Source organism: Bradyrhizobium sp. 62B (genome assembly GCF_030272265.2).
Lineage (GTDB): Bacteria > Pseudomonadota > Alphaproteobacteria > Rhizobiales > Xanthobacteraceae > Bradyrhizobium.
This window is the reverse complement of sequence record NZ_CP092841.2, coordinates 2,496,398-2,519,326: the sequence shown is the minus strand read 5'-3', so window position 1 is coordinate 2,519,326 and position 22,929 is coordinate 2,496,398. Positions and strand designations below refer to the sequence as shown.

Genomic DNA, 22,929 nt, shown 5'->3' with positions numbered 1-22,929 from the left:
GCCGGTTACGACGGCGGCTTGCCCGAGTGATCATTCCGGGCCCACAATAGCGCCAGCGGACCCAGCGCGATTCCGGCCGCGAGCACGATGAACACCAGCAGCCAGCCGCTTGCGCTCTGCGGTCCGCCGGCGATGTCGAGTGCCACGCCGGTGCCCCAGGCGCCGAGCGCCGACAAGCCAAAGCCGACCGTCGAGTGCAGGGCCAGTGTCGCGCCGCGATGCTCGGAGACAGCCGCAGCCGACATGCCCGCGGTGAGCGCGCCTGAATCCGCCGGCACCGTCAGGCCGTAGAGCATCAGCAGCAGCGCGAGCACCCATGCCGGAGCCGTGGCGTTGAGTCCGATCACCAGCGCAACGCAGGCCGACGCGATCATCACGACCGTGATCGCACGATGACGTCCGAATTTCAGGGCGGCCTCGTTGCCGAGGATGCTGGCGGGCATCGAGATCACCGCGAAGCAGAAGCTCATCAGCACGGGCGTCATCCAGGACGGCCCGCCTTGATGCGCAACGACGAAGATCCAGAACCCGACCAGCCAGGTGCGGATGCCGTAGAGCTCGAAGCAGTGGGCGCCGTAACCGAGGATGTAGCCGAGCGCTTCGCGATTGGTGAAGACGGGTGCGAAATTCAGCAGCCGTCCGGCCTTCGGCGCCGGCCGCCGTTGCTCGATCAGCAGGCACGCGGTCACCATCGCGATCGGGCCGACGGCGGTGACGTAGAACGCGGTCCGCCAGCCCCAGCGATCGGCGAGGACTTGCGCAACCAGGAACGACAGGCCGACGCCCACCGAGAAGCTCGACGTGTACAGCGTCACCGCCCGCGACGTGTCGCCGGCAGGCAATCGGTCGGTCAGCGCCTTCAGCCCCGGCATGTAGGCGCCGGCAAAGCCCAACCCCGCGAGCGACCAGATGATGGTGCCCGACCAGAACCCGTCGGCGAAGACGCCGAACGCCAGGGTCGCGAGTCCGCTGACGATGGAGCCGCACAGCAGCACGACCCGCGCATCGATGCGATCGGTCAGCGTCGTCAGGACCGGAACGGCCAGCATGTATCCGAACGCGTAGCCGCTCGCCATCAGCCCGCCTTCGGCAGCAGACAGCCCCCACGCCGGCATCAGATGCTGCGCCAGGTTCGCGGACAGCGTCACATGCGGCAGCAGATTGCCGAGCTGGCCGAGACACATCACCGCAATCAGCGGCGCCCCGCTCAAGCTCCGAATGCTCTCCTCCTGTCTGATCGCGTCATGAGCAGCCACACCCGGCGCGGCCTGCCTTCTTGGCCGATTCATCGGCCGCGCAGCAAGCCGAGAGATCCTGCTTCGCCGGGCCGCCGCAGCATCCCGCATCCGCCGTCTCCACCCCACCGCGCGTGCAGACGCCGGTCTCCGGCAGCACGAGCTCGACCCGAGCAGCGGCCTTCTTGTCACCTGAGATGTCGGCCGCGATGGAGCGGACCTGCTCGTATCCGGTCATCATCAGGAAGGTCGGCGCACGGCCGTAGGACTTCATGCCGGCAAGATAGAAGCCCGGCTCGTCGTGCGCGAGCTCGCGCGCGCCGTGGGGACGGACCGTGCCGCAGCTGTGCTCGTTGGGATCGATCAGCGGCGCGAGCGCCACAGGCGCCTCGATGGCCGGATCGAGCCGCAGCCGCAATTCGGACAGGAACGATAGATCGGGACGGAAGCCGGTGGAGACGACGAGTTGATCAGCCACCACACTTCGCGCACCGCAGCCGCTGTTAGCCGAAATCTTCAGGCGACCTTCGGCCTCCCCGAGATGCGTGACTCCAAATTCGCTCTCCACCTTGACCTTGCCGGTGGCGACGAGTGCGGCAAAGGCCGAGCCCAGTTCGCCGCGCGCGGCCAGCTTGTCATTGCGGCCGCCGCCGAAGGCCTTGGCGGGATCGGCACCGCGCAACAACCAGATCGCTTGCGTGCCCGGTGCCTCGCCCGCGAGCTGCGCGAGATCGATCAGCGTACCGACCGCCGAATGGCCGGCACCGAGCACGGCAACGGTCTTGCCGGCATATCTGGCGCGACCTGTGCCCCGCACATCCGGCATGCCATAGGAGATGCAGTCGGCCCGCTCGCGCTCGCCAATCGCGGGCAAACCGTTGCTGCCGGCGGGGTTGGGGGAGAACCAATTGCCTGACGCGTCGATGACGGCATCGGCACGCAGCACCTCGGGACCCCTGCCGTTCTGATAACGGATCTCGAAGGGAGCCTGCTCCCTCCCCTTCGTCTTCGCCTTGTCGAAGCCGGCGCGGCTGATCGCCGTAACGCGGCTCGAAGTCCGGATCGTCTCCCGCAGCTTCGTGCGCGTGGCGAGCGGCGTCAGATATCGGTCGATCAGCTCGCCGCCCGTCGGATAGGACTGAGGGTCCGGCGAATTCCACCCCGTCGGCGCGAGCAGGCGCGCCGCCGCCTTGTCGATATTGTACTCCCACGGCGAGAACAGCTGGACATGCTGCCACTGGCGGACCGCGTGCGCGGCTTCAGGCCCGGCCTCGAGCACGATAGGAGACATGCCGCGTTCGAGCACATGTGCGGCGGCAGCGAGGCCCACCGGCCCGGCTCCGATGATGGCGACCGTCTTGGCGTTCATTTTGGTGCTCACTCCGACTTCTCCCATATTTCTAGAATCATCGAACAAGTTCGCAAAAGAATCACGCCGCCGTTTGCGCCCCCTTGCATCCGACTTCGTCGGCGCAGCATTCCGCCGCCAGGAAGGCCACCAGGCCTCGCATCGCGTCAAAATTGGCGTGGCAGATCAGCGTGGTCGATTCCCTGACCTGGCTGACGAGCCCGACCGCAACCAGGGTCTTGATGTGATGCGACAGCGTCGACGCAGGGATCTTCAGCTTGTCCTGCAGGCGGCCGACGGGCATGCCCGCGTGCCCGGCCCGGACCAGGGCCCGGTAGATCTGGAGCCGGGTCTGATTGCCCAGGGCCTCCAAACGTGCTGCTGCGTCGGCGATCTTCATGATGCCCACGCTGCGCCTGTCCACGCTTTCTGTCAAACTGTATTTCTAGAATATTCGAATTACGGAGGATCCCTCGGCACAGGATTCAATTGACGACCTCCTGATAATTCCATAAATCTGGATATATGGAAAATGAAGAAGCCGTCCTCGCCCTCGCCGCGCTGGCGCAGCCGACGCGCCTGGAAGCCTTCCGGACGCTGGTCAGGCACGAGCCTGACGGCTTGGCCGCCGGCGACCTCGCCCGCCTGCTGGAGGTGCCGCAGAACACGCTCTCCGCGCATCTGGCGATCTTGACGCGCGCCCGCCTCGTCTCCTCGGAGCGGCACAGCCGCTCGATCGTCTACCGCGCCAATCTCGGCGAATTCCGCGATGTCGCGGTTTTCCTGTTGCGCGATTGCTGCGGCGGACGCCCCGAAGTCTGCAACCCCGTCGTCGAGACGCTGCAAGCCTGCTGCACGCCGAAACGAAAGATGCGAGCGCGCTGATGGAAGCATTCGATCTTTCGCGGCGACTTGCAGCCGAGGCGCTCGGCACCGGTCTTCTCGTCGCCACCGTGGTCGGATCCGGCATCATGGCGGAGACGCTGACCAGGGATGTCGCGCTTGCTCTGCTTTGCAACACATTGCCGACCGGCGCCATTCTGGTCGTCCTCATTACCGTGCTCGGTCCGATCTCAGGTGCGCATTTCAATCCGGCAGTCACGCTGGTGTTCACCGGCAAGCGCGAGCTGCCGGTCAATGAGGCGGCGCTCTATGTCGTCGCGCAAATCCTCGGCGGCATCGCCGGAACGATAGCCGCGCATCTGATGTTCGGCCTGCCCGTGCTCGACGTCTCGACAAAGGTTCGAACTGGCGGGCCGCAATGGTTCGCCGAAGCCGTGGCGGCCTTTGGGCTGGTCGCGACCATCCTCGCCGGCGCCCGGTTTCAGCGCAATGCGGTGCCCTGGCTGGTCGGCCTTTACATCACGGCGGCCTATTGGTTCACGGCCTCGACCTCGTTCGCCAATCCGGCAGTCGCGATCGCGCGTTCACTGACGAACACTTTCGCCGGCATCCGTCCCGCCGACCTGCCCGGCTTCATCCTGGCCGAGCTTTGTGGAGCGTTTGCCGGCATGCTGCTAATGAACTGGCTGCTCGGCCCCTCGCACGCGCGCGGCCCGGTTCCAACCGCGGAGACATCTCGATGAGCGTCACGATCTACCACAACCCCGCCTGCGGCACGTCGCGCAACACCCTGGCCATGATCCGGCAGAGCGGCGTCGAGCCCATCGTCATCGAATATCTGAAGACGCCGCCCACGCGCGAGAAACTCAAGGAGCTGATCGAGACGATGGGCGTTTCCGTGCGCGCGCTGCTGCGCGAGAAGGGAACACCCTACAAGGAGCTCGGCCTCGACGATCCCAAATGGTCCGACGACGAGTTGATCGATCAGATGCTCGCACACCCCATTCTCATCAACCGTCCGATCGTCGTGACCCCAAAGGGCACGCGGTTGTGCCGCCCATCGGAAGCCGTCATCGACCTGCTGGACAATCCCGTCGGCCGCTTCGTCAAGGAGGACGGTGAAGTGGTGGAAACGCGATAGACGGTGTCGATGGCAGCAGCTGTCACGCGACAGTAGGACGCAAGCGCAAACCGATTGCGCCGTTGATGCTGCAAATCGCGAGCGCTATCGATCGGCGAAGAAATATCCGATCGGGAGAGACGCATGAACACCATCACCGGCGGCTGTCACTGCGGCGCGATCCGTTATGAGGTCGAGGGCGAGGCGATCGTGCATGCGCTGTGCCATTGCCGCGATTGCCGGCTCCATGCCGGCGCACCTGTCGTTGGCTGGACGATGTATGCGGATGGCGCCGTCAAACTGACCAGGGGCGAGCCCAGGATCTACAGCTCGTCGGAACACGGCCGGCGGCACTTCTGCGGCGATTGCGGCACCGGCCTGTTTTACGTCAATGCCAGCCTGATGCCGGGGTGATCGACATCCAGAGCGCGACTTACGACGATCCCGAGGCCGTGCCGCCCACGATGCAGATCCAGGTCGCCGAGCGCCTGCGCTGGATGGAGCACGCGCACGAATTGCCGGCGTTCGAGCGCTTTCCGCCGCAGCAATAGTGGCGTGAGGCGACCGCCAGTCCAAGCAGACAAGGACGTTCGTGCTTCTCCTTTCAGCCATGACCCGGACCGGAATCGCAAGACAAGCGGCGACCAGGCGCAGGGCGCCCATGAGCGCCCCACGTCGCGCGGCGGCCTGATCAGATCAAGCAACCCTGGCGAGAGGCAGTTCGGTAACCCCCGGCACCACCGCTTTGATGCGAATGTTCCGGAATTGCACCTTCGAACCATCGTGATGGCTTTGCAGCGCGATGTGGCCGCGAAGAGACCTGGGCCTGGGATCGGTGAAGTCATTCACGACCACATCGTTCAGCGTCACCTTGATGCGGCTCCCGACAGCCTCGATGACGAACGTGTTCCACTGCCAAGGGCCTTTCGCAACATCGGTGCGGATCGGCGCATTGACGTTGTAGATCGCGCCCGTGCTGCGCAAGGGATCGTTCTCCATGGCCTTTTCGGCGTTGTACCCGCGCGGATCGATCTGGATTTCGTAGCTTTGGTCGATTGCGGCGGTCCAGTCGTTTGGATTCGAGCTGTTCAAGTTGGGGACGCGGATGAACACACCGGAATTGTCGGTGCGGTTTGCGTATTGCCACTCGAGTTCGAGCACGAAGTCGGAGAAGCTCTCGCGCGTGTACCAGAGCAAGCCGGGCCCACCGACGGATTCGAGGATGTCGTACACCTGGAGGAAGCTTCCTGCTCCCGACATCTGCCAGTCGGCCAGACTTCCGGCATAGAGCTGCTTGAAACGTGCCGAAGGCGCCGGCGTCAAGGCCGCAACGACCGCCGCGCTCGTCAGGCGCGCGAGCGCAAGGCCCGTCAAGGACGGGTTCGCGGAGCCGACGGTGGGAAACAAGGCAGGGCCAGCAACGTAGGCGTTCGAGATATGATGGAATCGCCCTGTCGGGTCTGTGATTGACGTGGTTGGGTCGTCGCCTATCCACAGCGTGCCCGCTTCGTGATGGGTGTTGCCGAGCTGGTCCTTGGTGGTAGCAAACGGATCGGGCGGCGGAGCGCTTTGCCAGCCACCGTTGTAGAGGTACTGGACGTCGCCGGCAGTTTTGCCGAGACGTTCGGCCAGCTTGACGGCTGCGGCGGCGAGTTTGGCCCATGCCGCGTAGTCATTCGATGTCGGCGTGAAATTGACCCACGCACGCGCGCTCATTCCGTCATTTTGCAGCGGATCGGCCGCATTGGTGAGATTGACGAAACTGGTGGCGCCGCCGGGGCCGGCCGTCCTGTCGCCGTCCATCTCTCCGAGGCCGCGGAAGACGATCGCCACCCAATCGGGATCCTCGTTGGAAAGCAGGTTTCGCAAGAGGTCGATGTCGGGCACCATCGTCCACATCGTCGCTTCCGGATTCTGTCCTTTCTCGGCCGACGCCAGCACCTGGATGTGATAGCGCCGCCTGCTTCCGTCCGGGTTCGTGATCTCGCCGCGCACGATCGCGCCGCCCTGCTCGAGGGTCGCGGCCGCGGCCAGCCCGAGCGCGCTACGTTTGACGCGCACCGTGAGATTCGTGCGCAGATGCGCCATGAAATTGGCACCCATGCTGTATGCGCCGCGCGTGACCGGAAACGATTCGATGGCCAGTCGCGTCGTCTCGATCGTTCCCGCCGCGACCACGATCTGACAATCCGGACTGAGATTGGGAGCGGAAAGCGACCGGAACTGACCATTGTAGGCGACATCGATCCCGGTGACCCTGCCTCCGCTGTTGCGAAGTCGGATCACATGGCAGCGCGGAACGAGGAAGAAGCGCCGCCGCGAGTTATCGTTCAAGGTCCAGCGTCTGGCGATATCGTCTCGGATGCTTTCGAGCAGCACGGGTCCGCTGCTGAACTTGTCGAACGAAAACAGCCCGGGACCGGGCGAGCTCGCCTGCACAGCGATCGGAGCTTCTTCGACGAGGTCCAATGTCACGTCAGGCATGATCGCGCTCGTGCTTGAGGCGACGGCCTGCAACTGTCCGTTGAGCGCCGTGTTGAGCGGGCCCGATAGATAGTCTGCTTTGTCCTGCACGCCTATCTCGCGCTCCACGTCCGGGTAGGTCGCCATCAGAAACGTGCGCACGTCATTGGGCCATGCCGCGAGGTCGGCCGGCATGAGTCGCGGCGCCCAGCCGCCCCAGAACAGAGAACGTCCTCCGGGGCAGTAAGCGAGGCCGGTGAACGGCTCGTTGCTGTGCCAGGGAATGCCCCAGACGCCGTTGCGCGCACGCGGATCCTGATCATTGCGAGTCACCAGGGCGGTATCGGGCGCATTGAGGCCCAGGTGCGGCATGTTCTGCACATGCGTCGGGGCAAGATAGCCTCCCGCATCGAGCAAGAGCACCCGAAGGTTCTGATCGGCACCTCTGCGGTAGATCCTGTTGGCCGCATACGCGCCAAACATGCCGGCGCCGATCACCACGACATCGAACGGCCTGCCGCCGTTGTTCACCGCCTCGTCGAACGTGCTGCACACGTATCTGCCGAGCAGATCGCGCGTGAACTCCGTGTCCTGGATGTCGATGGGGATGGAAGGGTCACGTTGAAGAAAGGTCAGCATCGGAGGGCTCCTTTCGAGACGCTACTGCCGCAGGGGACGAGACGTTCGGTTTGGCCGTGTCGCGTTCTCGTGGGGGCGACGGGCCGGAGGACATTCCTCAAAGGCAAGCGGAGCGTGACAAAAAACGCTCCGTGGTCGCGGCCAAAGAATAGGAGCAATCTGTGCTCGATTGTATGAGCCGGTTCACATGCCGGCGCGATATTCAGCGCAGTTGCTGCTGGGACCAAGCGTCGCCAGGCATTGCTTGCCGAGGAGGCGCGTGATAGCGATGGGTTTCGGGCCACATACAACCGCCCGACCAGCTCTTGAGCCAAGCGTTGTTTCGCTCCCTTTCGGAGAAGAAACATGTCTTGCGACAGCACCACTGCCTCATCCGGCATATCCCGCGCAGCCTTCGGCCCTGCTCCAAATCTTGCATGGGTCTGGAGATTGCCGCTCACGCTCCTGAACGCGATAACGCGGCGCCGCGAATATAACGAGCTTCTCGAACTGGATGACCGGTTGCTCGCGGACGTTGGTTTGTCGAGACCGATCGTTGCGGCAGCTCGAAAATCTCCCATCGCCGACTGGGGACCACTGGCTGATTGCTCCTTTTCCCTCAACCAAACGCGCCGCGCCTCGCCCTGCGAGAGCAACGCGTCTGCTCATCTCCGCAGCTAGGTACTGCCGACTCAGTTGTTCGTGCTGGCGATCTTGTCGAGCGCGGCACGCAGGCCGCTCGCGAGCTTGACCGCGTCGTCATTGGCCCAGAAGTGCATGAAGAAGAGCCGCGGCTGTTCATCCAGCATGTGGCTGTGCAGCGCCGTCACCTCGATGCCGTGCGACCGCAGCGCCACGACGACCGGATTCACCTCGTCGCTGGTCAGCACGAAATCCCCGGTGATGGCGGCCTTGCCTGCCCCGGTCGGTTGGAAATTGATGGCGGTGGCGACGCCCATCGGACCGACGGGGGTCAGCAGCATGCCATCCTCCGTGATCGGGTCGCGCCGCTTGACGTTGAACTGGTAGACGCCGCCGTTGCCCTGCCCCTTCACCCCGATGACCTGATCGAGCTTTGCGGTGTCGAGATCGATGGCAGGCGGCGGGCCCGCCGGCGCAACGACCGTCAAGGGGGTTTTGCTTTCGGCGAGCGCATCATGAATGGCCGCGGCCAGCTTGACGGGATCGCCGTGTCCGGCGACGTGCATGTAGAACGTCGCCGGGTTCGCGCGCAGCAGGTGATTGTGCACGGCGGTGATCGCAAGACCGCTCGCGATCATCTTCGCCATCACGGGATTGATCTCGGTCTCTAGCAGCACGAGATCGCCCATGACCATGGCGCCGCCATGCGCAGGCTTGAACGCGAGCCAGCCCCCGAGCGCCAGCGCCGGCTTGATTGTGACCCCATCCAAGGTCACGGAGAGATCGGTGCGGGGAAAGCCATAGCGGTGAACATCGTCCGCAACGACGGGCTTGCGCCCCAAAATCTCGTCGACTTTCTTCCAGTCGGCATCTTGGGCATATGCCGGAACGAAGGGGCCAACGCGAAATGCAAGAAGGCAGACGCCAATGGCCGCCACGGACCAGACGATTCTCTTCATCGTTCTACTCCTCCGGGTTAGTTTCGCTCTTTGACCTGGCCGCTGCTGTCGACGACGAGCGTCACCGTCTTGCCGTTCTTCACCGCCTTGGCAGTGATGCCCTCGGCAGTCGACTTGATGTCGCTGACCTGGGCGTAGCCGGCCGCCTGGATCCTCGCGACGAGTTCCTCTTGTGTCAGGGCTTGGGCACTCGACAGCCCGCCTGCGATCGCAAGCAATAGAACGGTGCGGAAGGTTGTTCGTGGTCGCATGATCGTTCTCCTGGTTGGGTCCCTGCCCCAGGCGAAGTCCGTCGCGATCCTGTCCCCTACATCCCGACTTGGTGCTCCAAAGAGCGAAACGACGCGCGCGCAGCGATGCGATCGGCGCGGGCGCCGTGCCGAGGCCGGGATAATCTGTCGGATATATCGGGGGTGTATGATGGCATGCTGCGCCCTTGGTGATCAGGACGCGATGCTTGGGCTTGTCGCCTCACGGGGAGATCGCACGTCCCCGATCCGGGGATAGAACCCCGAGGCCCGGAAGCTGTCAACCGGCATGTGCTGGAGCAAGCCCACCGACCGCGAGCGAATATCGCCAAGAGCTGCCGATTGGAACGGAACGCGCGGACCGCCGTCTTGCAACTCGCGAACGACCCGACTATTGTTCCTCAAGTGGGGACAAAGCAGACTCCCCGTGAGGCCTCGGTCCAAGTTCTGCGCAGCACGCCATTCGTGGAGCTTGCGCATGAATACCGAACGACAGCCCCCTTCCCGACCTTCCGTGGCCATTCTTTCGCGAGGCGACGCTGCGGCGCGCCAGGATGCAAACCCGCGGAACAGCCGCTTCCTGCACCTCTTCGAAGCCCTCGCCGCTCTGGGGATCGAAGCGCGCCCGGCGATCTACGATGAGAGTTTCGCCGAGCAGGTGCGGCATCAGTTGCTCGCGGCGGACGGCGTGCTGGTCTGGGTCAATCCGATTCAGGACGGTCGAAATCGCGCCGATCTCGACGCGCTGTTACGGGACGTCGCCGCACGGGGCGTGTGGGTCAGCGCTCATCCGGACGTCATTCTCAAGATGGGTACCAAGGAGGTGCTCTATCGGACCCGCTCGATGGGGTGGGGATGCGACACGGCTTTATATCAAACCGCCGCGGCGATGCGCGCCGAGTTGCCGATACGTCTCGCCACCGGTCCGCGGGTGATCAAGCGCAACCGGGGCAACGGCGGTCAAGGCGTCTGGAAAGTCGAGAGACTGCCGGATTCCCCGATGATAAAGGTGCTCGACGCGACCAGGGATGGGTCCGAGCAACTGACGCTGGATGATTTTGTCCGCCGTTGCGCGGAGTATTTCGAAAACGGCAGCGTGGTCGATCAGCCGTTCCAGCCTCGCTTGAGCGAAGGTGTGGTGCGCTGCTATATGGCCGGTGATCGCTGCGCCGGCTTCGGTCATCACAAAGTCAAGGCCCTGGTTGACTCGCCGGCTGCACGTTCCGGGGCCGGGCCACGGCTCTACACGTCGAACGCAGACCCCCGCTTCCAGCGGCTGCGTCGCTTGATGGAAGAGGAGTGGACGCCGCAGCTGACCTCGTTGCTGGATATCGCGCGAGCTGACTTGCCAATGATCTGGGACGCCGACTTCATGCTTGGTCCGGTCCTTCCCGACGGGAGCGACACCTATGTCCTCGGCGAGATCAATGTCAGCTCGGTGCATCCTTACCCGGACGAGGCGCCGGCGGAAATCGCCAAGCGGGTTGCCGATCGGCTGCAGCGCAAGCTCTGACAGATGCTGACGGTCCGCGCACTCAAGCGTTTGCATGTCTCTGTCTCATTCGACTTGCAGGACGGCGAATGCGTCGCCCTGCAGGGCCCCTCTGGCGCCGGTAAGACACTGTTGCTGCGCTCCCTCGCAGATCTCGATCCCAACGAGGGAACAGTCACATTGGACGGAACGCTCAGGGAGGCGATGCCGGCTCCTGCCTGGCGAAAGCGGGTAACCTACCTCGCTGCCGAGCCGGGGTGGTGGTCAGACACGGTGCAGGATCACTTCAGCAGATGGGACGATGCCCTGCCTCTGGTCACGAGATTGGGATTGCCGTGCAATTGCGGTCCTTGGCCGGTCCAGAGGCTTTCGACCGGAGAGAGACAACGATTGGGGCTTGTGCGGGCGCTGATGCTGCGGTCGCGGGTTCTTCTCCTGGACGAGCCCACTTCGGCGCTCGATTCAGCATCGACTGCGGCCGTGGAATCCCTGATCGCCGAGCGCGTTTCGAATGGGACGAGTGTGGTTTGGAGCACCCACGACGGCGCCCAGGCCAGCCGTGTTGCGTCAAGGCTCATCGTGATGGGCGCCGATGGACGGATCGGGGAAAGCCTGATGTGACTTACATCCAACTGACATATGGTGATCTGGTTCTGCCCGCACTTCTTGTTGTCATGGACGGCGCTCTCTCGCTTGCTCTCCGCCTCAAGCTCGAAAAGCAACTGGCCATTGCAACCGTGCGGATGGTGCTTCAGCTGGTGCTGGTCGGATACGTGTTGACGTTCCTGTTTGCCGCGGTCTCGCTGCTCTGGACGGCCCTCGCGGCCTTCACCATGGTTCTCTTCGCGTCACGAGAGATCGTCGCGCGGCAAAAGCGGCGGCTGCCAGGTATCTGGAGCTACGGCTTGGGGGCCGGATGCACGCTGCTCGCGGCCGGCACCGTCACGATTTTCTCGCTGCTGACGGAGCTCCGCCCGGATCCTTGGTATCATCCGCGCTATGCGCTGCCATTGCTGGGTATGATCCTGGGCAACACCATGACGGGAATAAGCCTGGGCCTGGACGTGCTGACAAATGGCTTGGTGCGCGAAAGGGCGGCCGTTGAAGCCTGCCTTGCTCTAGGCGCGACCCGATATCAGGCGCTGCTGCCTGTCCTGCGGGATGCGATGCGGAGCGGGCTGATGCCGACCATCAATGCGATGGCCGCGATCGGCCTTGTCTCATTGCCAGGAATGATGACCGGTCAAATCCTCGCAGGCGTCGAACCAATCGACGCCGTCAAATATCAGCTTTTGATCATGTTCTTAATCGCCGGCGGCACAGGATTGGGAACTCTCGCTGCGGTGCTGGGAGGCGCTCGCCTTCTCACCGATCATCGGCATCGATTACGGCTGGATCGCGTTCTCGGTGAAAGGCTCACTTAAAGCGCGATGCGATTAGGATGAATCGCCATCGCGCTTCAGGTTGTCGCATTAAGCATGATCCTTTCGGAAAACCGCTGCGCATTTTTTCGGATCATGCTTTAGATACGTCGGTCTCTGCGTCGGGCATGTCGCCTACTCGGCGGCTTCCGGTGCACGCATGCCGCGCTCTCTTTCGACGGCGACCTCGTCGGCCAGCGCCGGCTGCTCGCCATCAGGCAGTCCCCGCCCCTTCACCAGGCCGAAGATCGCGGGGATCACGATCAGCGTCAGCAGGGTCGACGAGATCATGCCGCCGATCATCGGTAGCGCGATGCGCTGCATGATCTCGGATCCGGTTCCGGTGCTCCACATGATCGGCAGCAGGCCCGCCATGATGGCGACCACGGTCATCATCTTGGGCCGGACGCGCTCGACCGCGCCAACCATGATGGCGTCGTGAAGATCGGCACGGGTGAAGACCCTGCCCACGGTGCCGCACCTTGCCTTCATCTCGGCCAGTGCGTGATCGAGGTAGATCAGCATGACGACCCCGGTCTCGGCGGCGACGCCCGCGAGCGCGATGAAGCCGACGGCGACCGCGACCGACAGGTTGAAGCCGAACCACCACATCATCCAGATGCCGCCGACCAGCGCGAACGGCAGCGACAGCATCACGATCAGGGTCTCGGTCAACGCCTTGAAATTCAGGTACAGCAGCAGGAAGATGTTCGTGAGCGTCACGGGCACCACGATCTTGAGGCGCGCGGCGGCGCGCTGCAGATATTCGTACTGTCCGCTCCAGACCACATAGGTGCCGGCGGGAAACTGGATGCTCTCCGTCACCGCGCGTTGCGCATCCGCGACGTAGCTGCCGATGTCGCGATCGCGGATGTCGACATAGATGTAGGTCGCGAGCTGGCCGTTCTCGGTGCGGATCGAGGTCGGTCCGCGCGCCGGCTCGACCTTGGCGACCTCGCCGAGCGGCACGGCGCCGCCCGCCGGCATCGGCACCAGGATTTCGCTGGCGATCGCCTTGGGATTGTCGCGGAGGTCGCGCGGATAGCGCATGTTCACCGTGAAGCGCTGCCGGCCCTCCACGGTCGTCGTCACCGTCTGGCCGCCGAGCGCAGCAGCGATGGTGTCCTGAACGTCCTGGATCAGGATGCCATAGCGGGCGAGCGCCTCGCGGTCCGGCACGATCTCGAGATAATAGCCGCCGATGCCGCGCTCGGCATAGGCCGATGACGTGCCCGGAACCGTCTTGATCACGCGTTCGACCTGCCGCGCCAGGCGGTCGATCTCGACGAGATCGGTGCCCATGACCTTGACGCCGACAGGCGTGCGGATGCCGGTGGACAGCATGTCGATGCGCGCCTTGATCGGCATGGTCCAGGCGTTGGAGACACCAGGGAATTGCAGCGCCTTGTCCATCTCGGCGATCAGGCTGTCGACGGTGACGCCGGGGCGCCAAGCCTCCTTCGGCTTCAGATTGACCACCGTCTCGAACATCTCGGTCGGCGCCGGGTCGGTCGCGGTCGCCGCCCGTCCAGCCTTGCCGTAGACCGAGGCGACCTCGGGGAATGATTTGATGATGCGGTCCTGGGTCTGCATCAGCTCGGCCGCCTTGGTGACGGAGATGCCGGGCAGCGTGGTCGGCATGTAGAGCAGCGTGCCCTCGTTCAGCGTCGGCATGAACTCGGTGCCGAGCCGGCCTGCCGGCCAAGCGGTGACCGCGAGCACTGCGACGGCGGCGAGGATCACCAGCGTCTTGGCGCGAAGCACGCCCTTGATGACCGGCCGGTAGATCCAGATCAGGAAGCGATTGATGACATTCCTGCCCTCCGGCACGATCCGGCCGCGGACGAAGATCACCATCAGCGCCGGCACCAGCGTGACGGACAAGAGGGCCGCAGCGGCCATCGAGAACGTCTTGGTGAAGGCGAGCGGACTGAACAGCCGCCCCTCCTGCGATTCCAGCGTGAAGATCGGCATGAACGACACGGTGATGATCAGCAGGCTGAAGAACAGCGCAGGACCGACTTCCGAGGCGGCATCGATCAGGATCTGCACGCGCGACCGATCGGGCTTGGCGCGTTCGAGATGCTTGTGCGCGTTCTCGATCATGACGATCGCGGCATCGACCATGGCGCCGATTGCGATCGCGATGCCCCCTAGGCTCATGATGTTCGAGCCGAGGCCGAGCAGCTTCATGGCGCCGAACGCCATCAGCACGCCAACCGGCAGCATCAGGATCGCGACCAGCGCGCTGCGGACGTGCAGCAGGAACACGATGCAGACCAGCGCGACGACGATGCTCTCCTCGAACAGCGTGTGCTTGAGCGTGTCGATCGCCGCGTAGATCAGGCTGGAGCGGTCGTAGACCGGGACGATCTCGACCGATGCCGGCAGGCTGCTCGCGATCTCCTTGAAGCGTCGCTTGACGTTCTCGATGACGTCGAGGGCGTTGACGCCGAAGCGCTGCAGCACGATGCCGCTTGCGACCTCGCCCTCGCCGTTCAGCTCGGTGATGCCCCTGCGCTCGTCCGGTCCGAGCTCGACATGGGCAACGTCGCGGAGCAGCACCGGCGTGCCATTGCTCGTCTTCAGCACGATGTTGCCGAGATCGTTGATGCTCTTGATGTAGCCCTTGCCGCGGATGACGTATTCGAACTCGGCGAGCTCGACGGTGCGCCCACCGACATCGGCGTTGCTGGCGCGGATGGCGTCACGTATCTTCTGCATGCTGATGCCGCGGTCGCGCATCCGCTGCGGATCGAGCACCACGTTGTACTGCTTGACGAAGCCGCCGATGCCGGCGATTTCGGCGACGCCTTCGGCCTTGGCCAGCGCGAACTTCAGATTCCAGTCCTGGATCGTCCTGAGGTCGGCGAGATTCAACTCTTTCGACATCACCGCGTACTGATAGACCCAGCCGACGCCGGTGGCATCGGGCCCGATGGTCGGGCTGACGCCGGCGGGCAACCGCGACGCCGCGCCGTTCAAAAACTCCAGCACGCGCGAACGCGCCCAGTAGATGTCGGTGCCGTCCTCGAAGATCACGTAGACGAACGACACGCCGAAGAAGGAGAAGCCGCGCACGACCTTCGATTTCGGCACGGTCAGCATCGCCGTGGTCAGGGGATAGGTCACCTGGTCCTCGATCACCTGCGGCGCCTGGCCGGGATATTCGGTGTAGACGATGACCTGGGTGTCGGAGAGGTCCGGGATCGCATCCAGCGGCAGATGGATCAGCGCGTAGAGACCGGCGGCGGCCGCAAAGCCGGTACCAAACAGCACCAGCAGCAGATTGCGCGCCGACCAGGCGATGATGCGGGCGATCATTTGTGCTCTCCCGCGGCGTGGCCGGGTTCGGACGCCTGCGGCGCGGCTTCGGCAAAGCCTTTGAGCGCGGCCTTCAGATTGCTTTCCGCATCGATCAGGAAGTTGGCGGAGGTGACCACCACCTCGCCATCCGCGAGTCCGTCGCGCACCTCGATATAGCCGCCGCCGCGCCGGCCAAGCTTCACCTCGCGCGGCTCGAAGCGGCCCTCGCCCTTGTCGACCAGGACGGCCTGACGCGCGCCGGTGTCGAGCACCGCGCTGTCCTGGATCGCCAGCACGGGCGCGCCATCGGCCGTGTCGATGTCGGCATCGACATACATGTCCGGCAGCAGCGCAGCATCGGGATTGGCGAGCTCGATGCGGACGCGCACCGTCCTGGTGTCGCGGTTCACCTGCGGATAAACCACGGCGATCTTGCCGCTGAAGATGCGGCCGGGAAAGCTCCGCGCGCGCACCGCCACGGGCTGCCCCACCGCGATCGTGCCGAGATCGCGCTCGGCGACGTCGACCAGCGCCCAGACCAGCGAGATATCCGCGATCCGGAACAACACGTCGCCGGGATTGGCGCGCATGCCTTCGATCGCGCTGCGTTCGAGCACGATGCCGTCGCGCGGCGCCGACCAATGCACGGTGACGGGCGCGACGCGCGTCCGCTCCATCTCGGCGATGATTTGTTCGGGCACGTTGAGGTTCATTAGCCGCTGCCGCGAGCCGCGGCCGTACATCTCGACGCCGCCCACCGTCTTCGAGGTAATCGTCGCGAGATATTCCGCCGCGGCGGAGGCGACCGCCGAACTGTAGATCTCCATCAGCGGCTGGCCTGCCCTCACGCGCGTGCCGGTGGTGACGTCGGCAACCTCTTGCACGAAGCTTTCGGCGCGCATCGCGATCACCGAGATGCGGCGCTCGTCGAGCTGGATCGTGCCGGGCGCCTTGACCGAGACGCGGATCGCGCGCCGTTCGACGGGCTCGGATTTGACGCCGGTACGTTGAATCTTGCCCGGCGAGAGCTTTACCGTGCCGTCGTCGACCTCGTCGCCTTCGTAGACAGGGATGTAATTCATCCCCATCGGGTCCTTCTTCGGCACCGGCGAGGTGTCGGGCAGGCCCATGGGATTGCGGTAGTAGAGGATCCTTCGCGATGACGCCGCCTGCGGCGGCTTCGGTGCCGCAGCGGCGGCTTGGCCGTCCTCGTAGACCGGCAGATAGTCGCGGCCGCGGTCATCCTTCTTCGGAGCGGCGGACCAGAACAGCGCGCCGCTGGGATCGCGGTAATAGAGCGGAGCCCGGTTCGCCTCGGCCGCAGCCGGCGTTGCCTCGGCGTGAACGGACCAATGCCCGTCGAACAAGGCCCAGGTCGCGCCCAGCGCGAGGCCACCGCCCAGCGCGAGAACAGTCAGGAGACGCAGCGTTGTCATGATGTGATCGTGTCCATGTGAAAGGGACAGAGAAGTCCGGACGCCGCGGGGCGCGTCCGGACGCTCACTTGGTCGCCGTGACGATCACCTTGCCGGTGACGGTCTCAGCCTCGCCCTGCACCTTGGCCGACAGCGTGACCTGGTAACGGCCCGCCATCGGCAGGTCGGTCCTGAAGGCGTAGACGCCCGGCTCCTGCGACGGCAACGGCGCCACGGCCGATTCCATCTCAGCCATGCCGTCCGGAGCCATGTCGACGCGGGTCTTGAAGATGACGGCGTCCGCCACCGGCTTGCCGGTCTGCTTGTTGGTCAGGCGCACCGAGAGCGTGACGTCGTCGCCCTTCTTCATTTGCGCCGTGACGGGCTCGAAGGCGTAGTCACCGGCGCCCGCCATCGCGGCGGAAGCGGCAAGCGAAAGGGTGGCGGCGAGTGCCGCTGTGCTGAATCTGGCAAGCATTGTCTTGTCCTCATGATCTGATCTTCGCCGTGGCGCAGGAAGCGCGCACGTCAGTCCTCGCGCGCGGGCATGCCGCACGCGTCTTTGGGCTTGGCGAGGTCAGATTCGAGGAGGTCGGAAGGGAGGAGGGCCGCCGCGGACGGAGACGACCTGGTCCTCAGGGATGGGAAGCGTGCTCGCCGCGACGGCGAAATGCCCGAAGACGACGGGCCTGACGTCATCGAGCGCAACGAGCCCGCCGACGCAGCAGAAGCCCATCCCGCATTTGTAGCCGCCCGTGGTGGAGGCCGGTCCCTTCATGTCGGGGCAGCAATCGTCCATCGCCATCTCGGCGTCGCCGCCCATCTGCATGGTCGCGTGCATGTCGTCCGACGACGTGGCAAGGCTTGATGCGGACACGCCAACCGGCAGCATCGCCAAGGAGATGGCGATGGCAAATGCCAGGATGGTACGGACGAACCACATCTAGATGAATTTACCTTTCGGGCCGCAATGCCTTCTTCCTAACATATCCCAGAGCCGGCGGCGCTTGTTGATCCGGATCAAGCATTCGTGAGCAGAGGGCCCGGCCGGCATCGCGCGGTCCCCCTGCCCGGCTCAGATCTTCGGGATCTTTGCCCGCTCCACCACGCCGGTCCATTTGGCGATCTCGGTCTCGATCAGCTTCTTCATCTCCTCCGGCGAACTGCCGCGGACCTCGCCGCCGACGGCCGTCTCCAGCCGCTGCTTGAGCTCGGGATCCCTCAGCGAGTCCAGCGTTGCGGCATTGAGCGCGGCGATGATGGCGGGCGGCGTTCCCTTGGGGGCCAGCAGGCCGGCCCAGGTGCGCACGTCGTAACCCTTGATGCCGGCTTCCTGAACCGTCGGGACATCGGGCAGCAACGCGGTGCGCGCCGGCGAGGTCACGGCAAGGCCGCGGATCGCGCCGTTCTGGATTTGCGGGGCGAGCAAAACGGGCGTTCCGACGACGACGGGAACGTCGCCGCCGAGCAGCGCGGTGGTGGATTGGGAATCGCCGCGATACGGCACGTGCACCATCTCGATTCCCGCGGTGGCGTTGAGCAATTCTCCCGCGAGGTGATGGGTCGAGCCGAAACCCACCGCTCCGAAGCTGAGCGAGCCGGGCTTCGCCTTGGCGATCGCAATGAGCTCGCCCAGCGATTTCGCGGGATAGTCGTTGCGCACGGCGATGACGAGCGCGTAGTAGACCAGCGTCGAGATCATCTCGAAGCTGTCGGCCGGCTGATAGGCGAGGCTCTTGTAGGTCGCCGCGGAAATCGCGTGGGCGCCGGTGACGAGCCCGAGCGTATAACCGTCAGGCGCCGCCTTGGCGACCGCATCCGCCGCGATGTTGCCGCCGGCGCCCGGCTTGGCCTCAACGATAACCGGCTGGCCCAGCTTCTTCGACAGTCCGTCGGCGATGATGCGCGAGAGCGTGTCGGCCGCACCGCCGGCGGCAAAGCCATGCAGCAGGCGGATCGGACGCGACGGATAATTCTCCGCCGATGCCGGACCGGCCAGACAACTGGCAAGAAAAACGCCGAGCAGAAAAATGGCCGCAGCAAGCCGCTTCATCCCTTGCATGGATGCTTCTCCCCTTGATTGTTCTATCGTTGGCCGCAGCGCGTGCGGCCTCTTCAAGTCGTGATCGCGCTAGCGCGCGAACTCGGTGCACTCAGGCGATGGCGGCATGCCCCAGACGTCGCGCGGCAGCCCGACCCAGACCTTCGGCCGCTGCGGGCGATCGCGGTGCCAGGGGCGCGGCTCGAAATAGCCGAGCTCCTCGTCCACCATCCGGTCGAGATCATGGAACAGCTCGACCAGGTGGCCATCGGGATTGCGGTGATAGATCGCGGTGTTGTGGCCGGGGCCGTGACGCACCGGCCCCCAGAGCACGGGCAGCTTGTGCCGCGCGAGATGATCGCAGGCGCGATGCATGTGGTCGGGGCCCCGCAGCTCGAAGGCGAAGTGATGAAGACTGCGGACGGGCGCGCGGGCAAAATTGAGCGTGTGATGCTCGAAGCCGCTGCGCATGAAGACGAAGCGGTCCTCGATCCAGTCGGAGACGCGCAGGCCCATCACGTTCGCGTAAAACTCCGAGGCGGCTTTCGGGTCAGGCGTGCGCAGCGCGACATGGCCGAGCTTGGCGACCGCGAACCCGCCGATCCGCTCCTGCGCGGGCGTCGGCGTCCAGCCCTGGATCAGCTCGAAGCGCGTGCCTTCCGGATCGGTAAAGGACAGCAGTCTGGAAACACCGGGCAACGGATCGCTCCGCAGCTCGGGCCGCAGATCCGCCTGCTTCAGCGCGGCGCCCAGTGCGTCGATCTCGACCTCCGGGGAGATTTCAAAGGCGATGCTGCCGAGCGCGGCATCACCAGGCTCGATCACGAGCGAGAGCTGCTCGGACTCGCTGGCAAGGAACAGGCGGTCGCCATCGCGGGCAACGAGGCCAAGGCCGATCACGCCGCGATAATAGTCGAGCAGCCGCTCCGGATCCGGCGAGGTGAAGGTCACGTGCCGCAGCCGGGTGAAGCGTGCAATGGGTGCTTGTGTGCTCATCGTGCAATCCACCCCCTCATGGAATCATGATGATCTTGCCGAGCGCCGAGCCCTGCTCCAGCAGCGTATGCGCTTTCCTGACCTCGTCGAGCCTCAGCACGGCCGAGATCGCCGGCTTGATCGCGTTGCGGCCGAGCGCCTCGATCACGCTGCGCATCAGGGCGCGGCGGCCGTCGCGATCGTGGTCGTAGATGTGGAAGGAGAAGCATCGTATCGCCGGACAAATGTCGAGATGGTTGCGCATCGCCGCCATCAGGTTTTCTTCCGGAAGTCCCGCGAAGGCGTTGTAGGACAGCAGCGTGCCCCATTTGCCGAGTGCGCCAAGATAGCCGGTAAACTCGGGACCGCAGACATGATCGAGCACGAGGCCGACGCCCTCGCCCCCCGTCAGCTCGCGGGTGCGCGCCACCACTTCCTCGCTGCGGTAGAAGATAATGTGATCGGCGCCGTTCGCTTTCGCGAAGGCAGCCTTCTCCTCGGTGGAGACCGTGCCGATCACAGTCATCCCGGCGAGCTTGGCCAGCTGCACCAGCGCGGTGCCGACGCCGCCGGCGGCGCCAATCACCAGCACGCTGGCCGGCGCGCGCGGATGGCGGCACTCGTGCAGCAGGGCATAGGCCACCTGGTAGTTCGACAGGCACACCGCGGCTTGCAGATCGACATTGTCGGGCAGCGCGTGAACGGCATCCGCGGGTGCGACGACGTAGTCGGCATAACAGCCGCCGCGCTGGGCAAGATCGCGCGCGCTCAGCAGCACCTTCTGGCCGATCGCAAGTCCCGCAACGCCGGATCCGAGAGCGGCGATGCGCCCCGCGACGTCATTGCCGGGATTGGCCGGCAGCGGCGGCATCCATTTGTAGACGCCGCGCCGGATCAGCACGTCGGGCTGACCGACCCCGAATGCTTCGGCCCGGATCTGCACCTGGCCAGCACCGGGCGCAGGCATCGGAAGCTCGACCATTTCGAGTGCATCCGGCCCACCCGGCTGACGCACCAGCACCGCTCTCATGACGTCCTCAGCCTCCCAAGCCATATTTTCGAAAATCATACTCATTACGAAAATTATTGCAAGACGGTCGTTGGCACGGCATCTTGGGGCATCGATTCAATGGCAGACCCCATGGCTGACAGCGCCGTTCGCCCGCGCAAGGAATTCGGCAAGACCATCGCCGCCGACATCACGCATCGGCTGCGCGAGGAGATCATCGCCTGCGCGCTTGCGCCGGGCGAGCCGCTGCGCTTCGACGTGCTGCGCGAGCGGTTCGGCGCGAGTTTTACGACGCTGCGTGAGGCGCTGACCGCGCTCGCCGCCGAAGGCCTGGTCGACGCGCAGGAGCAGCGCGGCTTTCGCGTCGCGCCGGTCAGCCGCCAGGATCTGATTGAAGTGACCGATGCGCGGGTGCTGATCGAGGTGGAATTGATCCGCCGGTCGATCGAGCGCGGCGACGACGACTGGGAAATCGCTGTCATCTCCACGCTGCACCGCCTGAAGCGGATCGAGCAGCGCGATCCCGAGCATCCCTTGCGCGACCCCGAATGGAAGATCGCGCATCGGCAATTCCACCAAGCACTGGTGTCTGCTTGCGGCTCGGCGACGTTGCTCGCCATTCGCGCCGAGCTGTTCGACCGTGCCGAGCGCTACCGGCACCTGTCGGCCAATTTCCGGCCGCGCCCGCGCGACAAGGCCGGCGAGCACCAGGCCATCATGCAGGCCGCAATCTCGCGCAACGCCGATCTCGCCGTGCAGCTGATCGAGACCCATATCCGCACCACCGCTGATAATGTCGCAAAATACGCCGCCCACCTGCTCGACAGCGAATAGGCGGCGGCATTTTCACAGGGCGGGCTTGCGCCCCGCCTGATTTTCGAAAATAATATGCCAGATCGAAAATTAGAACCCTTGGGGCGAAACCATGAAGCTACTGTCGTTCTTGGATGGAAATCGGGAAAGCTGGGGTGCCGTTGTCGAAAGCGGCGTGGTGGATCTCGGCCGTGCCCTGCCCCAATACCCCACGCTCGCGGACTTCCTCGGCAGCGATGACTACGCCAAGCGCGACGCCATCGTCGCCCAGCACAAGCCGACGCTGGCGTTGAGCGACGTCAAATACCTGCCGGTGATCCCGCGCCCCGAGAAGATCGTCTGCGCCGTGCGCAACTATCTCGACCACCACAACGAAGCCGTGGCGTTCGGCATGAAGCGCGAGATCACGGAGTTTCCGCCGATCTTCCTGCGGGTCTGGCGCTCCCAGGTCGGCCACAACGCGCCGGTGATCCGGCCCAAAGTCTCGGACAATTTCGACTGGGAGGGTGAGCTCGCCGTGGTGATCGGCAAGGGCGGCCGTCACATCAGCCAGGCCGACGCCTGGACTCACGTTGCGGGCTACTCGATCTACAACGACGTCAGCGTGCGCGACTGGCAGCGCCATGCGCAGCAGATCGCCTCCGGCAAGAATTTTGTCGGCACCGGCCCGTTCGGTCCGTGGCTGGTCACGCCGGACGAGATCGGCGACCCGACGAAACTCAAGCTGGAGACGCGCGTCAACGGGGCGACCGTGCAGTCTTCCGACACCTCGATGCTGATCTTCTCGATCCCGCGGCTGATCGAATATTGCTCGACCATCTTCGACCTCGTGCCCGGCGACGTCATCGCGACAGGCACGCCGGCCGGCGTCGGCTTCACCCGCAAGCCGCCAGTCTTCCTCAAGCCGGGCGATGTGGTCGAGGTCGAGATCGAGAATATCGGCGTGCTCCGCAATCCCGTCGTGGACGAGGCGTAAGACGC

Annotated in this window: 24 protein-coding genes; 11 read left to right on the top strand and 13 right to left on the bottom strand. The window is 64.7% G+C overall.

Annotated features, from left to right (window positions below):
- Positions 1 to 5: 5 nt before the first annotated feature.
- The 3 genes from ML401_RS11845 to ML401_RS11835 form a co-directional block, all read right to left on the bottom strand.
- Positions 6 to 1,184 carry an MFS transporter gene (locus ML401_RS11845; RefSeq protein WP_285812663.1) on the bottom strand — a complete coding sequence of 393 codons (1,179 nt, stop codon included), beginning with the start codon at positions 1,182 to 1,184 and terminating at the stop codon, positions 6 to 8.
- A 58-nt stretch (positions 1,185 to 1,242) separates the two neighbouring features.
- Entirely contained in the window at positions 1,243 to 2,604 is a 1,362-nt protein-coding gene (locus ML401_RS11840) for an NAD(P)-binding domain-containing protein (protein ID WP_285812662.1), read from the bottom strand.
- A gap of 61 nt (positions 2,605 to 2,665) precedes the next feature.
- Positions 2,666 to 2,983, bottom strand: coding sequence for a helix-turn-helix transcriptional regulator (locus ML401_RS11835; RefSeq protein WP_194407171.1), 318 nt, complete (start codon positions 2,981 to 2,983; stop codon positions 2,666 to 2,668).
- A gap of 125 nt (positions 2,984 to 3,108) precedes the next feature.
- Here ML401_RS11835 and ML401_RS11830 point away from each other — a divergent pair, with 125 nt between their 5' ends.
- From ML401_RS11830 to ML401_RS11810, 5 genes are all read left to right on the top strand, one after another.
- Complete coding sequence (locus ML401_RS11830) at positions 3,109 to 3,468, top strand: helix-turn-helix transcriptional regulator (RefSeq protein ID WP_211417634.1); 360 nt, start codon at positions 3,109 to 3,111, stop codon at positions 3,466 to 3,468.
- Positions 3,468 to 4,169: an MIP/aquaporin family protein gene (locus ML401_RS11825; RefSeq protein WP_285812030.1), complete on the top strand. Its 702-nt coding sequence runs from the start codon at positions 3,468 to 3,470 to the stop codon at positions 4,167 to 4,169. The genes ML401_RS11830 and ML401_RS11825 overlap by 1 nt, the downstream gene beginning before the upstream one ends.
- The gene (gene arsC / locus ML401_RS11820) at positions 4,166 to 4,567 is read left to right on the top strand and encodes an arsenate reductase (glutaredoxin) (protein ID WP_285812029.1); all 402 of its coding nucleotides are present in this window, start codon (positions 4,166 to 4,168) and stop codon (positions 4,565 to 4,567) included. Before ML401_RS11825 ends, arsC begins: the two co-directional genes overlap by 4 nt.
- 123 nt (positions 4,568 to 4,690) lie before the next feature.
- Positions 4,691 to 4,960, top strand: coding sequence for a GFA family protein (locus ML401_RS11815; RefSeq protein WP_285812028.1), 270 nt, complete (start codon positions 4,691 to 4,693; stop codon positions 4,958 to 4,960).
- A complete protein-coding gene (locus ML401_RS11810; RefSeq protein WP_285812027.1) occupies positions 4,957 to 5,097 on the top strand; it encodes a hypothetical protein in 141 nt (46 codons plus the stop codon). Before ML401_RS11815 ends, ML401_RS11810 begins: the two co-directional genes overlap by 4 nt.
- A 145-nt stretch (positions 5,098 to 5,242) precedes the next feature.
- Here the strand turns inward: ML401_RS11810 and ML401_RS11805 are convergent, their stop codons facing one another.
- On the bottom strand, positions 5,243 to 7,648 hold the full coding sequence (locus ML401_RS11805; protein WP_285812026.1) for a family 16 glycoside hydrolase: 2,406 nt from the start codon (positions 7,646 to 7,648) through the stop codon (positions 5,243 to 5,245).
- Between the two features lie 345 nt (positions 7,649 to 7,993).
- Here ML401_RS11805 and ML401_RS11800 point away from each other — a divergent pair, with 345 nt between their 5' ends.
- Positions 7,994 to 8,308: a DUF1127 domain-containing protein gene (locus tag ML401_RS11800; RefSeq protein WP_259265517.1), complete on the top strand. Its 315-nt coding sequence runs from the start codon at positions 7,994 to 7,996 to the stop codon at positions 8,306 to 8,308.
- A gap of 11 nt (positions 8,309 to 8,319) precedes the next feature.
- Here ML401_RS11800 and ML401_RS11795 read toward each other — a convergent pair whose 3' ends face one another.
- Positions 8,320 to 9,228, bottom strand: coding sequence for a DUF1259 domain-containing protein (locus tag ML401_RS11795; protein WP_259205382.1), 909 nt, complete (start codon positions 9,226 to 9,228; stop codon positions 8,320 to 8,322).
- Between the two features lie 17 nt (positions 9,229 to 9,245).
- Complete coding sequence (locus tag ML401_RS11790; RefSeq protein ID WP_259205381.1) at positions 9,246 to 9,479, bottom strand: PepSY domain-containing protein; 234 nt, start codon at positions 9,477 to 9,479, stop codon at positions 9,246 to 9,248.
- Between the two features lie 475 nt (positions 9,480 to 9,954).
- Here ML401_RS11790 and ML401_RS11785 point away from each other — a divergent pair, with 475 nt between their 5' ends.
- Genes ML401_RS11785 through ML401_RS11775 form a run of 3 tightly spaced genes read left to right on the top strand, consistent with a single transcriptional unit; the run spans position 9,955 to position 12,392 of the window.
- On the top strand, positions 9,955 to 10,989 hold the full coding sequence (locus ML401_RS11785; RefSeq protein ID WP_285812025.1) for a Cj0069 family protein: 1,035 nt from the start codon (positions 9,955 to 9,957) through the stop codon (positions 10,987 to 10,989).
- Positions 10,990 to 10,992: 3 nt separating this feature from the next.
- Positions 10,993 to 11,589 carry an ATP-binding cassette domain-containing protein gene (locus ML401_RS11780; RefSeq protein WP_259205379.1) on the top strand — a complete coding sequence of 199 codons (597 nt, stop codon included), beginning with the start codon at positions 10,993 to 10,995 and terminating at the stop codon, positions 11,587 to 11,589.
- Complete coding sequence (locus ML401_RS11775) at positions 11,586 to 12,392, top strand: ABC transporter permease (protein ID WP_259205378.1); 807 nt, start codon at positions 11,586 to 11,588, stop codon at positions 12,390 to 12,392. Before ML401_RS11780 ends, ML401_RS11775 begins: the two co-directional genes overlap by 4 nt.
- 132 nt (positions 12,393 to 12,524) lie before the next feature.
- Here the strand turns inward: ML401_RS11775 and ML401_RS11770 are convergent, their stop codons facing one another.
- The 7 genes from ML401_RS11770 to ML401_RS11740 form a co-directional block, all read right to left on the bottom strand.
- Positions 12,525 to 15,713, bottom strand: a complete 3,189-nt coding sequence (locus ML401_RS11770) for an efflux RND transporter permease subunit (RefSeq protein ID WP_285812024.1) — start codon at positions 15,711 to 15,713, stop codon at positions 12,525 to 12,527.
- Entirely contained in the window at positions 15,710 to 17,131 is a 1,422-nt protein-coding gene (locus ML401_RS11765) for an efflux RND transporter periplasmic adaptor subunit (RefSeq protein ID WP_285812023.1), read from the bottom strand. Before ML401_RS11765 ends, ML401_RS11770 begins: the two co-directional genes overlap by 4 nt.
- A 64-nt stretch (positions 17,132 to 17,195) precedes the next feature.
- Positions 17,196 to 17,588: a FixH family protein gene (locus tag ML401_RS11760; protein WP_285812022.1), complete on the bottom strand. Its 393-nt coding sequence runs from the start codon at positions 17,586 to 17,588 to the stop codon at positions 17,196 to 17,198.
- 99 nt (positions 17,589 to 17,687) lie between these two features.
- Positions 17,688 to 18,053 (bottom strand): hypothetical protein, encoded by a 366-nt coding sequence (locus ML401_RS11755; protein WP_285812021.1) that lies wholly within the window; start codon positions 18,051 to 18,053, stop codon positions 17,688 to 17,690.
- A gap of 132 nt (positions 18,054 to 18,185) precedes the next feature.
- Positions 18,186 to 19,172, bottom strand: a complete 987-nt coding sequence (locus ML401_RS11750) for a tripartite tricarboxylate transporter substrate binding protein (RefSeq protein WP_285812020.1) — start codon at positions 19,170 to 19,172, stop codon at positions 18,186 to 18,188.
- Positions 19,173 to 19,241: 69 nt separating this feature from the next.
- A complete protein-coding gene (locus tag ML401_RS11745) occupies positions 19,242 to 20,147 on the bottom strand; it encodes a VOC family protein (RefSeq protein WP_285812019.1) in 906 nt (301 codons plus the stop codon).
- Between the two features lie 16 nt (positions 20,148 to 20,163).
- Entirely contained in the window at positions 20,164 to 21,201 is a 1,038-nt protein-coding gene (locus tag ML401_RS11740; RefSeq protein WP_376717355.1) for a zinc-dependent alcohol dehydrogenase family protein, read from the bottom strand.
- 66 nt (positions 21,202 to 21,267) lie between these two features.
- Between ML401_RS11740 and ML401_RS11735 the strand changes: the two genes are divergently transcribed.
- Both ML401_RS11735 and ML401_RS11730 read left to right on the top strand, forming a co-directional pair.
- Positions 21,268 to 21,969, top strand: coding sequence for an FCD domain-containing protein (locus tag ML401_RS11735; protein ID WP_212067150.1), 702 nt, complete (start codon positions 21,268 to 21,270; stop codon positions 21,967 to 21,969).
- A gap of 91 nt (positions 21,970 to 22,060) precedes the next feature.
- On the top strand, positions 22,061 to 22,924 hold the full coding sequence (locus ML401_RS11730; protein ID WP_285812017.1) for a fumarylacetoacetate hydrolase family protein: 864 nt from the start codon (positions 22,061 to 22,063) through the stop codon (positions 22,922 to 22,924).
- Positions 22,925 to 22,929: the final 5 nt, after the last annotated feature.